Source organism: Halorubrum sp. SS7, assembly GCF_005435055.1.
Taxonomy (GTDB): Archaea; Halobacteriota; Halobacteria; order Halobacteriales; family Haloferacaceae; genus Halorubrum; species Halorubrum salinarum.
Genome location: NZ_SGXV01000001.1, coordinates 282,987 through 295,734, shown reverse-complemented (window position 1 = coordinate 295,734; position 12,748 = coordinate 282,987). Strand labels below are relative to the sequence as shown.

Genomic DNA, 12,748 nt, shown 5'->3' with positions numbered 1-12,748 from the left:
AGTGAATTAAAATTCTTCATTAATGAGCTTATTAGCGAGAGTTTTGAATGGACCAAGGTCGATTCCGAAGCGTTCTTCGAACATGAGGACAAGACGAGCCTCCTCAGCTTCGATCCCCCCAGTGCGAAGCACGACGATAATAAATAGCGGCGCGTAAAGCACACAGGCAACCACCAGTGAGAAGGCCGATCGTTGGAGAGTCGCGACGACCGGCAGGTAGACGAGACCGGCAACTATGGTGGCGACGACTGCCGGTTTAAATAGACCCATCGAGATGGGATTAACGTCAATTTTATTCCATATTTGGTAGATGTACAATACCCCTAAGGTCAGGTACGAAGCCGTCGTGGCGAGTGCGGCACCGAAAGCCCCAAAATCAGGGATGAGTGCCACATTAACCACCACATTGAGTACCGCAACGAGGAAGTTGTCGTACATGATGAGTCGAGTCTTGCCGATCGAGGTCAGTGTGTTACCGCTTAGGGCCGCCGCAGTATGAACAAAGAATCCGACTGCCAGAATCGGAAGCACTGGCGCCGCGGCAACGTATTTGGGGCCAAATGTAATAGATACAATTGTTTCAGGGAAAAGAGATAGCAAGAGGGTAAGCGGAAGATTCGCCAGTAGGGCCCACTTAGTGATTGTGCGAATCAGACGACGGAGCGCGTCGTGATCTCCGTCGGCGTGGAGTTCAGAGATCACAGGGACGAAGAGGAAGCCGAATGCGGAGACGGTCATCGTGAGGAACTGCGCGAGGGGGTAGACAGCGTTGTACTCACCCACGGGACCCGCGCCGGCTAGGGCGCCGAGAAGAAAAATATCGATATCGGAGAAGACAGCGCTCATCGCAGCCGTGACGACTAGTGGTGCCGAAAACGTTAGCAGCGTTCTGCGTACCGGAGTATACTGAACCGACCAATTAAATATTGGTGTTCGGGAGTGGAGGAACCAGAGACCGAGAAACGCGGTAACTAAGTAAGAGACTAGATACGCCCAAGCGACCGACGCACTATCGAAACCAAGCGCAACTACGACTGCGATACCGATGATGCGGACGACTGGGAGCGATACGTTCTGGAGGACAGTTCGTGGGACGGGAAGTTTGAACCCTTGCATACTTCCGTTAACCATCCGGATGAAGACGGCGAACGGAATAGCAGCACTGAATAGTCGTAGCACGCGGACCGTGGTACCATCAGCACCGATAATGTCGGCCAACCTTGGTGAGAGGACGAACAGCACAAGTGCGGCGGCAAGCGAGAGCGGAATTGCAATTTGAAAGCCTGATACCAGGACTCCGCGAATGCGGGAAGCGTCGTCATAACGAGGGACATAGCGCCCGATACCGCTATTTAAGCCTAGGACGAGCACAATTCCAGAGAACGTCAGCAGTGTCGTGCCGACAGAAATAACGCCATACTCGACCGGACCAAATATTCTTGCAACGACTAGCTTTCCGGCGAACGCGATGCTGACCTCAAGGAGCATACCGAGGAAAACCAACCCACTACCCTTGAGTAGGTTACTCAGGAGATGCGCGTCCTCGTCGTCCATGGGGTATCCTGTCTGGGGAGGGTACTGTGAATTTCGGTTGCGTGAGAGTTCAGTCTACTCAACAGTCACGTTTTGATTAAGATCAGAACTTTATTCTAATCATGTGTACAATGTCAGTAGAGAAATATTTTAACGGATGGAAGTGGATGTTGGCCGCAAATAGCGTTATAAAACCGGAGTGATTACCTATATATAATTATTAGAGTCTTCCATTGCCAATAGTATTTTATAATGGAATAGCAAATAGTGTGAGACCGCTGAACGTTCGTCATTTCGTTCCATTTTTTTGGCCTAGCGGATACATGCGTCGTCGGCGGGGGAAAAATTGTATTTAATTCACAGTCCAAGTGATAAAAGGCAACCTGTCTCACAGTCATACTGGCCATTCTGACAGAGTTGCCGCTGTCTTAGTTCCAAACCATTGCCGACTATCCTGTCTGGAAGGATAACCAACCTCTCGCACTAGTGTTGGACAGAATCACGGCATTACTACCGAAGAGCGATTAAAATAAAACGCAAGGAGAACTGAGCCCATAGTCACGCTACGGGTTATAGGAGGCGTAACTGAGGGGGTTTCCGCGATCGCAACGTGATCGTGATCTTACGGCGGTTCTCGGGCCGTCATTAAGTCAGAAAGCCCTACGTGTGACTTACAACTCCGCCATTCTACTTATTAAGACCAATGCCGATGACGAGTTTGTCTTGTACAGGAGACAGATTCCCTGGGATATTTGTTCAAGAGAGATCGAATGAGTATCTAGAATATGGTACCCCTGAGAGAATTCGGTCGACAGTTCGGCGATACCAGACTCACGTGGCAGAGCCATCGGCTGCGCGGATGGACCCGTTACCAAAACGAGCGGCCGCGAGATCTACTCCTCAAGCCCTACGGGTCGTTGCTCTCTGCGAACATATGAGAATCGGCATCTATAATCCACGTGTTGGTTTCTCTCGTGCGGGCGGCACTGAGACGTTCCTCCGGGAGATGATGCGTCGGCTTCAGAACAACTACGAAATACACCTATACTGTGGGGAGAATAAACTACTAAGCGAGGTTAAAGAGCTTAACATCGAAATAACTACTATACCTCTCTGGAAAAAAGAATCGCGTCGAAACGAACTGCTCGCTGAAAACACTCCCCTACTGCCCGCAGAGGTCGAATCGATATCTATGTACTGGCATGCGAGACGTCGCGGGGTCTTCGATCGCTTGTCTGATGAGGTTGATGTCCTCTCGACTCACTACTATTTGGATAATCTCCTCGTCTCCCGAAGCACTCCCATATCTACGCTTTTTCGGTTTCCCGGAATAAAGCACCCATCCGTTCGGTGGCAAACAATGTCCAAGTTCGCCTCGCCCGAGTGTTACCTCTCCAACAGCCAAGCAACAGCCGAACGATTGCGTGAGTGGCTCGACTTAGATGTCGATGGAACGGTGTACGCCGGTGTCGACCTCGACCAGTTCTCCCCAAATACCGAACCCGCATTCACATCTGACCGTGTCTCCATATTGTTCGTCGGTCGCCTCGACGAGGGAAAGGGTCTCAACGACCTTCTAGACGCATACGCGAGAATCACCGACGAAGCCAGACTTTACATTGTCGGAAGCGGAGTCCTAGAGGACGACCTGCGAGCAAGGGCCAGAGAACTCGGTATCGAGAACTCCGTGACGTTCGTCGGCGCAGTTGCTCACAATGAGATACAACGCTACTACGCTGCCGCAGACGTGTTCTGTCTACCTTCGTACCACGAGGGATTCCCGGTGGTGAATATGGAAGCACTGGCGAGCGGGTGCGCACTGGTTACTACACGTTTGGACGCTGTCAAGGAGCAAGTTACCGACGGTGAGCAAGCGCTCCTATTCGAACCTGGTGACGTGGACGGTCTAGTGGATGCCCTTGGGCGCGCCGTCCGCGAGAGGGATCTCCGCGATCGACTGGCCGCGAACGGTCTGGAACGGTCGAAAGAGTTCGGCTGGGACGAACAGGCGAAGCAGATGGGAGAGTTCTACGAACAGGTGGGGCAGCAGTGACACGACAGATTACAGTCGTCGTTCCTACTATTGACGAGCCCGAGGAGCTGCGCGGATGTCTTGATTGTCTCAATAACCAGTACTACGACAACTTCGATGTCTTAATCGTCGATTCGGGAACAGGAGTCAACAGGGATGTGGTTAATGATTTCTCCGACCGGTTGGCAGTTGAGATGCTGTCGATGCGCAGGAACGGCCTCCCTCGTGCGCGAAACAAGGCCGTCACTTATATTGATGAAACAGACGTTGTTGCCTTCTGTGACCCCGACGCCCGTCCGGTCTCCGATTGGCTCGGGGCTCTAGCCGTCGAGTACACTGATGGGGTCGGCGCAGTTGGTGGTCCGGTTCTCGAACCCGGCGACTCCCTCCAAGATCGTGAGACTGTGGGACGGATCCAACCCAACGGAGAAATCGTCTCGAACTTCGATGCGGATGATCGTTGCCTAGTCCATCACCTCCGCGGGACGAACATGTCGTTTGACGTTGATTTACTCCGCGAACTCGGCGGCTTTGATCCCGCGTATGAAGGCACTGCCCATTACGAAGACACCGACGCAACGTACAAAGTACATCGAGCGGGTTACGACGTGGTCTATACGCCGGAGGCCGTCCTTGAACACTACCATCCGGAGTCGGAACGAGACCTCAAAGCATATCACCACTACCGGCTCGCGAACTGGCCGATACTGTTCGAAAAAACGTCTCCCACTCTGCTGGATAGGGTCTCATTCTACACGCGGCTCTTGATGAGAGCGGGATACTACCGTCTGAGACTCTGAACGTCAGCCTAGATGACGCTCGGCGATCAATTCGTCAAGGAGCGATGAACGTCTATGGACGATAGGATGTCGGAACCCAATAACCGATAGTCCCATTAGTCGTCGGTGAGTCCGATTATGCCGATGGACACCCGCACTATAGCGCTGGGGGTCGATGGAGCGACCTATGATCTCCTCGACGAGTGGATACAGGCCGGGGAACTCCCCAATTTCGAATCGGTCGCCGACGAGGGGTTAGACTGGACTCTCGAAACGACCATTCCAACGCGGTCTATCCCCGCATGGCCCTCGTTTAATTCCGGTACCAATCTGGGAGTTCACGGTCTGTTAGATTTCAATTGTGACCTTGACTCCGATAGTGAGAAGCTCGTCGATCAAACAAACCTCCGAAGTACTCGGTTCTGGGACGTGCTAGCTGAAGATGGCGTCTCTCCTATTACACTCGGTGGTCTATTGACATACCCGCCTCGCGAGGTACAAAACGGCGTCGAGGTCTCGGGCCCGATGACTCCCGAGTCGGCGGAGGTATTCACAAAGCCAGGGTCCGTTTCCGAAAGAATCCGGGAAATCGTACCCGACTACGAGTTCGGTCCGTCGCTCGATGGTTCCCGGAGGGCGGTCAGGGATGCTTGTATCGAGTCAGCGGAACAGCGTGCGACCGTCGCGAAGAACCTGATGACGGAACACAGCTGGCAGTTTTTTTTCGGTCTGTTCATCGCGACCGATCGAGCACAGCACAAGCTCTGGGATACCCCCGAAGAGATCCTACCGGTGTATAAAGAGATAGATGACTTCATTGGGTGGATTCGAGAGAGGTATCCTAAAGCGAACGTCATTCTGTTTTCCGACCACGGTTTCACCTCACCACCCGAGCGAGATTTCTTCCTCAACGGATGGCTCGCGTCTCGGAACGACACTACCGAGGGAAGTCCGGACACTTCGTTGAAGTATACTGTTGCGAAGTGGGGCTATTCCAACGCTCGACAGTACATAGGCGTCAACTTCCGTGACCTCGTACCTGACCGCTTAGAAACTTGGTTAACCGGCACCGGAGAAGGTTCAAACTCGCCTGTTCGCGCCGCAAACCGAAATATCGACGGTATTCATGTGGATCTGCCAAACGAAGAAGAAGTAATCGAAGATCTGATCACCGAGCTTTGCGATCTGACCGACCCTGAAACCGGTAGCCAGGTGTTCAGAGGGGTCTACCGTAAAGAAGATCTGTATGAGGGGAAGTATCTGGAAGATCTTCCGGATATCATCCTCCTTCCGAACCCGGACTACAACGTCAACACCAACCCGAACAACCATATTTTCGGATTATTCCCGGGATCGGAGAACGAAGGGATGCACGATGCCGCTAGGGAGGGAGTATTGATGATGGCAGGACCGAATATCAAACAAGATCCCGAACGGAAAACGGCATCCCTCCTTGACCTCCCGCCGACCCTACTCCACATATGTGACTCACATATCCCGTCGAATTACGACGGAAAGGTACTCATGGACACACTCACGGGGGCACCGGCACAACGTGAAGTCGCTTCACGTGAACCGCTTCATACAGGACCTAAAACGACAACTACGACAGAAAACAAAGAAGACGTTGAAGAGCGTCTCTCAGACTTGGGATACCTCTGATGCAGGAGGCCATAACGGTTTCAATTCTGATCCCAGCGTATAACGAGGAGGCATACATAGAGGGTTGTATTAAAAGCATCCTGAGTCAAGACACGTCTTTTCGGTACGAAATAGTGGTATGTGACGACTGTTCGACGGATGCCACACCACAGATCCTCGAACAATTAGATCAGATGATACCAGAATTGCGAACGGTTAAGAACGACACGAACCGGGGGATAATAGGAACTTGTAACCGGCTAGTTGAAGCCGCTAGAGGGGAATACTTTGTGCGAATCGACGCTGATTCGAGACTTATTCCAAACAGTCTTCAGCGGATTCAATCAAAACTCATAGGCGGCTACTCGTTGGTGTTCGGGAAGATTGAGGTGAAAAACACGAGCTATCTTCATCCCGCCGCCGCACAGGTCGGGAAGCTCAAGGGACGAAGTACATGGTACGGTGGTGCCTGTTTCGCGTGCGACACGCAGGCATTCGTCGACTCGGGTGCGTTCGACAAGGAGATGATTGGTGCCGAAGTTCAGGAACTGAAACAGCGAGCACAGCGACTGGACTGGTCGGTCGCGTATCTCGACGAGGCCGGCGTCGAATCAAACTTCCCGACAGCGCTCAGACCTGTTCTTTATAGGAAGTACGACTCAACACGGTCACACATCCGCCAGTACAAGAACAATCCGGAGGAATTCAACCTCTGGGAAGTTCGAGGACCGATGTTTTGGACCACATTTGTTGTAGTAGGGCTCACCTCGATTGTCCTGCCTGTTCTGGCCTTATTATCACTAATCCTTCTTGTTGTGCCCTTCCATCAGTATGTCCGCGACGCACCCCTTGCTGCCTCCGTCTCTGGCCGCCGATCGTTCTTATTATTGTACCCGCTGTACGAAGCAGTTGGAGGAATTGTACGAATGTTTGGCCTTTGGTCTGATATAGATATTTTGATAGATGTGATGGCCAAGAAGTATATTTAAGTTATATGTATGAAGTTAATACTACTCACCAGATGTGTCAATCGTATCTTATTAGATTTCTAGATATTATCTGATATGTAGTGCCCTCCTCACTTATTTTATCGTAACGAACTGTCGAATAACGCTATTAGGACAGACAAACAAACAGCGGTGGGTGGTGAATATGTCGACTCGAGGTTTATTTCTATATAATTATGTTCAATATTTATAGATAATGCCTTAATTCATAAACTATTTGAAAATTTTGCCAATAAACCTAGTCTCTCCCAACCATTTTACTCCTCGGTGTATTTATTACCTCTGAATAGTTTGGAAACTATCATAATATAATTTTATGTTTTTTCTGATGTTTTCAGAGAACCGCATATATGAAAATTCTGACACGTATGTCTCCAGTGGTTTTGAGAATTCTGTCTGGGTTGTCCGAACGATCGCTTGCTTGATTCCGTTTTTTGTTCCGTCATGGAGCGTGCCATTCTCGTTTTCAGTGATGAATGCCCCAGGAAACCCGTCGTTTATCGAAACTACCGGCTTTCCACTCGCATTCGCCTCAATTGGCACTATACCGAAGTCTTCATTGTGTCCATTAAATACGACGGCGGTACATCGTGACAAAATTTTGAGTTTTTCATCTTCATCAACAAATCCCTTCCATTTGATGTTTTCAGTCCGCTTGATCCGATCCATAACCGAATCGTCGACATCACCAGCCCCACCGACCATCACCAGCCGCTCATCCAAGTCCTCAAAAGCCGAGACGACTTCGGGGACGCCCTTCTCCTCATCAAGCCGGCCGAGATGAAGGAAGAACCTGTGATCGCCGTCATCGTAGTACCGGTCCAGTTCGACGGGCGGATATAGAACTTCTGAGTCGCGCTTGTAGTACTTCCAGAGGCGACGCTCAATGATCGGACTGTTGACGAAGTAGTGATCCACGCGCGGATCGACCGCCATGTCCCGCGTCCGGAGGTAGCGTATCATCGGTCGCGAAAGTGCCCCGAACAGCGAGTCCTTGCGGTCGTGGTAGAGGTCGTAGAACCACCGCGGCGGGGAGTGACAGTAGTTCACGTGAAGCGTGTCGTCGGGTGTAATGACCGCCCGCGTCGTTGCGCCCGACGTGACCAACACGTCCGGATCGCCGAACTCGCGCCAATCGATGTCCTCCCACTGTGAGTACTCGAAGAGGCGACCTGCCCGCCGCTGAAATCGTCGGACGACCGGGTAATCGAGACCGGGGGTTACGTCTTCGAACGTCACTGATCCGTACGGGTTGGAGTCGTCCGGATCGGGCTCGCCGAGCGTGTAGACGCGGTCCGCGTCGACAGCCTCTGCGAGCTTCGTGACTAGGTACTCGGCGCCGCCCCACGCGTTGACGTGCCAGTGGGCGACTGCGACGTCGAAGTCGTCTAAGTCCATGGGTTCGTCAGCGGCCGACGCGTCCATATCTGGCCCAAAGACGAGTCATCGAAAAAGTGTGTCGTCATCCCAGTCCCAGAGGGCGTACGCGTATCCGCACCCGACGGCGGCGGTAAACTGAAAGAGAGAAAGGAACTGAAGCAGGCCGGCCAGCGAGGGGTCTCGAATCAGCGTCGCAGTCCGTGTCGGTACCGAATCGGTCGCCAAGGTTGTGAGAAACGCTCCCTCTTCCCCGCCCTCGTCGTCAACGAACGACTCCATTGCTCGCTTCGAGTATCCCTGCCAGAATGCCCTGTCGACTAACCACCGAAACTCCGTCCGGTACTCGAACACCTTGTGGGCTACCTCGGCCTCCGGGTCGTACCACACGCCCTGCCCGTACGCCTCTCGCATCCGCGCGCACAGCTCGGTCTCTCCACCCTGGAGGTTCTTGTCGCCCTTCCGCCCGCCGATGTCGACGTCGAACCCGCCCAACTCCGCGAACACGTCCGCCCGGAACGAGATGTTCGAGCCAAAGGTGTTCCGCACCTCACCCGGACCGTCCGCGAAGCCGCGATGCGTCACTCCGACCAGCCAGTAAAACTCTTCCGGGAGAAACGACGGCTTCCCGGCGACCCACTCGGGCGTCATCTTCCCGCCGGCCGCGATCGCGTCCTCTTCCTCGTAGGCGCAGACCAGCCGCTCGGACCATACCTCGTCCGCCACCGCGTCGTCATCGATGAATGCGACCACGTCGCCGGACGCTAACTCTGCGCCACGATTGCGACTCGCCAGCAGCCCCACGTTCTCGTTGTTACACGCGATCACTGTGTCCTCGCGGTCGCCGTAGTCCTCGACGACGCGGTCGTACACTTCCGGCGTCCCGTCGACGACCACGACGAGCTCGACGTCGTCGTGCGTCTGCGCGAGGACGCTGTCGGCGGCCTCGCGGAAGTGCTCGTACATGTCGAGGGTGTACGTACAGACGACGACCGAGACCTTCACACCGTGAGGCTTTCGACGCGCGGGCTTATCGTTTCCGCCTTTGGCCGAATTCCGGAGCGTGTTCGCGGTCGAAGACCACCCGAAAACGCGGAGCGGTCGCGGGTATATGACAAGCCTTATGCGCGTTTTGACAGTGCCTTGCGGTAATGAGCGATTTGAACGATCCGCCGGCTGAATCGGACTCGTCCCCGTCCGATCTCCTCGCGCGGTGGTACCATGTTCCCGTCCTCCTCGGGATATTCGCGTTCATGCTGTGGACGCGGCTGCGCTCGTACGGGAACTTCATCCAGAACGGCGAGGTGTACTTCCGTGGCAACGACGCGTGGTATCACCTCCGGACGACGAGTTACCTCCTCGAGAACTATCCGAGCACGCTCCCGTACGACGTCTGGACCGGCTTCCCGGTCGGGACGAACGCGGGGCAGTTCGGGACCCTTTGGGATCACATCATGGCGGTCGGCATCTGGATCGCCCGACCGATCATGGGCAGTACCGAGGAGGTCATGCTCGTCATGTCGCCGATTATCGGCGCGCTCGTCGCGGTGCCGACGTACTTTATTGCGCGTCGTTTCGTTGACCGCGTGCCCGCGCTCGTGGGCGCGGCGACACTGGCGCTGTTCTCCGGGACGTTCCTCCGGTACAGCCTCGTCGGGTTCCCCGACCACAGCGCAGCCGAGGTCTTCTTCCAGAGTACCGCGATTCTCGCGTTCCTCGTCGCGCTCGGGGTCGCCGAACGCGAGAAGCCGGTGTGGGAGCTTGTCATAGATCGGGACTGGGACGCGCTCCGTGAACCGATTGCCTACGCCGCCGCGGCCGGCGTCGCGCTCGGCCTCTACATGTGGACGTGGCAACCCGGTATCCTGATGGCCGGGTTTACCGGGATCTTCCTCGCGGTAAAGCTCACGAGCGACACCTACCACGGAAAGAGCCCGGAACCGGTGGCGTTCGCGGGCGCTGTCGCGATGGCGGTTGCGGGCCTGATGCAGGTCGTCCCGCTGGACACCTTCGGTTTTAATCCGACAGAGTACTCGTTACTCCAGATCATTGCGCCACTCGCCGTCGCGGTCGGCGCCGTCTTCCTCGCGTGGCTCGCCCGCCAATGGGAAGCACGTAACCTCGGTACCAACACCTACCCCGCGGCCGTCGGCGGCCTCATTCTCTCCTCTGCTGGCGTCGTCTGGCTCGCGATCCCGTCACTGTGGTCGACGATCGTCAACAACCTCCTCAACACCGTCGCCTTCTCGGCGAGCGCCGGGGCTCGCACCATCGGTGAGGCCCAACCTCCCCTCCAAGGCGCCTCTTTCTCCAATTTCGTCCTCTCGCAGTACGGGCTCGCCTTCTTCCTCGCGCTCGCCGCGATCCTCTACATCCTCGCGCGCCCGCTCTACCGCTCTGACGACACCAACCACACCCTCTACATCCCGGCCGCGCTCGCGGTCGTCGGATCCGTCTACGCGGTCCCGCAGGCGTACGGCGCGATCGGCGGCGCCGTCGGTGTCGACTGGCAGGTGATCGGCCTGCTCATCGCCGCGGGGTTCCTCGTCGGTGCGACGCTGCTCGTCGAGTACGACGCCGAGGAACTGTACTTCGTCGTGTGGGCAGCGTTCATCGGCAGCGCGGCGTTCACGCAGGTCCGGTTCAATTACTACCTCGCTGTCGTCGTCGCGGTCGGCACGGCGTACTTCCTCCAGGTCGCGCTCGACGCTCTCGATCTCAACTCGCTCGACGCCGTCCGCGAGATCGAGGGGTGGCAGGTGCTCACCGTCGCCGCCGTCATCGCGATCCTCATCGTCCCGCTGGTCGGCGTCGCCACGCCGGTCTGGCAGGCGGGTAACTCCAGCCAGCCGGGCAGCGTCGTCCAGTGGGACGAGAGCCTCCAGTGGATGAACGACGAGACGCCTCAGCCGGGCGAGCTCGAAGGCGCGGACAACCCGATGGAGCTGTACGGCACCTACGAGCGGCCGGCAGACGGCGACTTCGAGTACCCAGAGGGCGCCTACGGCGTCCAGTCGTGGTGGGACTACGGCCACTGGATCACCACGCGCGCCGAGCGCATTCCGAACGCCAACCCGTTCCAGCAGAACGCGGGCGAGGCGGCCGACTACCTCCTCGCGCCGAGTGAAGAAGAGGCGGCCGACGTCCTCGCGAGCCAGAGCACCGAGGGCAACAACACGCGCTACGTGATGGTCGACTGGCAGATGGCGTCGCCGAACTCCAAGTTCAACGCGCCGGTCACCTTCTACAGCGGCAACGAGACCGTGCGCGACTTCAACGAACTGCTCTACCAGCGCGTTCAGGGTCCGCAGGGCCAGCAGGGCGGCCTCCGCCCCGCGCTCCAGACGCGCACCCAGCGCTACCACGAGAGCCAAATGATCCGGCTCTACCAGCACTACGGCAGCGCGGTCGAGCCGCAGCCGGTCGTCCTCGACTGGGAGCCGCAGACCGCACAGACCGCCTCGGGCGAGCAGGTCGAGATCAAGGTTCTCCCGAGCGAGGGGCAGGCGATCCGCCGGTTCGATAACCTCTCGGCCGCGCGGTCGTACGTCGAGGAGGACGGCTCCGCGCAGGTCGGCGGCGTGATGGGCGTGCCCACGGAGCGGCTCGACGCCTTGGAACACTACCGGCTGGTCCACGCCACGGAGGCGCCGGGGCGGTCGCCGTACGCCCAGCAGGCGAGCATCCTCGCCCAGCAGTTCGGCGTCGACCTCCGGGCGACGTTCGGCGAGTCGTTCCTCGGCGCGCTGCGCGACGACTTCGTCAAGACGTTCGAGCGCGTGCCGGGCGCGACCGTCGAGGGGTCGGGCGCGGCGCCCGGCCAGGAGGTCCAGGCGACCGTCGAACTCCGGAAGCCGAACGGGCAGACGTTCGAGTACACGCAGTACGCGACCGCGGACGACGACGGGAACTTCGAGTTCACGCTCCCGTACTCCACGACCGGGTACGACGAGTTCGGCCCCGAGAACGGGTACACGAACACGAGCGTCCGCGCGACCGGCCCGTACAACGTCACCACGGCGGCGACGACGGACGACGACCTCTACACCACCGAGCGGTTCGGGCAGGTCGAGGTGACCGAAGGGCAGGTCGTCGGCGCCGACGACGCGGCCGCGACGGTCGAACTCGAAGAGCGGATCATCGACTGCCCCAGCGGCGACCCCGAGTGTCCGGTCGACGGCGACAGCGGGAGCGACGGCGGCGACTCGACGAACTCGACCGACGCCGGATCGCTGATCGGCGTCGAACCGGTGGCGGCGACGACCGCGACGGCGGCGACCGCACCCAACTGACCACGGAATCCGATCGCGGTCTCGGCGCCCGCGGTCGACGCGGCCGTCCGATCACACGCTTCTTTACCGCGGCCCCGTTTGTGGCGA

General features: G+C 56.9%; 8 protein-coding genes. 5 read left to right on the top strand and 3 right to left on the bottom strand.

All coding sequences use genetic code 11. The annotated features are described in order from the left end of the window. Positions 1-6 precede the first annotated feature (6 nt). Positions 7-1,554, bottom strand: coding sequence for a flippase (locus EXE44_RS01535; protein ID WP_137715663.1), 1,548 nt, complete (start codon positions 1,552-1,554; stop codon positions 7-9). A 913-nt stretch (positions 1,555-2,467) separates the two neighbouring features. Between EXE44_RS01535 and EXE44_RS01530 the strand changes: the two genes are divergently transcribed. The 4 genes from EXE44_RS01530 (at position 2,468) to EXE44_RS01515 (ending at position 6,974) form a co-directional block, all read left to right on the top strand. Continuing rightward, a complete protein-coding gene (locus EXE44_RS01530) occupies positions 2,468-3,586 on the top strand; it encodes a glycosyltransferase family 4 protein (RefSeq protein ID WP_158293425.1) in 1,119 nt (372 codons plus the stop codon). After that, positions 3,583-4,365, top strand: a complete 783-nt coding sequence (locus tag EXE44_RS01525) for a glycosyltransferase family 2 protein (RefSeq protein ID WP_158293424.1) — start codon at positions 3,583-3,585, stop codon at positions 4,363-4,365. The genes EXE44_RS01530 and EXE44_RS01525 overlap by 4 nt, the downstream gene beginning before the upstream one ends. 123 nt (positions 4,366-4,488) lie before the next feature. Beyond that, complete coding sequence (locus EXE44_RS01520; protein ID WP_158293423.1) at positions 4,489-6,006, top strand: alkaline phosphatase family protein; 1,518 nt, start codon at positions 4,489-4,491, stop codon at positions 6,004-6,006. After that, positions 6,006-6,974, top strand: coding sequence for a glycosyltransferase family 2 protein (locus tag EXE44_RS01515; RefSeq protein ID WP_137715660.1), 969 nt, complete (start codon positions 6,006-6,008; stop codon positions 6,972-6,974). The genes EXE44_RS01520 and EXE44_RS01515 overlap by 1 nt, the downstream gene beginning before the upstream one ends. Before the next feature lie 294 nt (positions 6,975-7,268). On the opposite strand, the gene EXE44_RS01510 is transcribed toward EXE44_RS01515, so the two are convergent. Further along, positions 7,269-8,417, bottom strand: coding sequence for a glycosyltransferase (locus EXE44_RS01510; RefSeq protein WP_137715659.1), 1,149 nt, complete (start codon positions 8,415-8,417; stop codon positions 7,269-7,271). Positions 8,418-8,435: 18 nt separating this feature from the next. After that, on the bottom strand, positions 8,436-9,374 hold the full coding sequence (aglG, locus tag EXE44_RS01505; RefSeq protein WP_137715658.1) for a glucosyl-dolichyl phosphate glucuronosyltransferase: 939 nt from the start codon (positions 9,372-9,374) through the stop codon (positions 8,436-8,438). Positions 9,375-9,520: 146 nt separating this feature from the next. On the opposite strand from aglG, the gene EXE44_RS01500 reads away from it, so the two are divergent. Further along, a complete protein-coding gene (locus EXE44_RS01500) occupies positions 9,521-12,661 on the top strand; it encodes an oligosaccharyl transferase, archaeosortase A system-associated (protein WP_137715657.1) in 3,141 nt (1,046 codons plus the stop codon). The last annotated feature ends 87 nt before the right edge of the window (positions 12,662-12,748 follow it).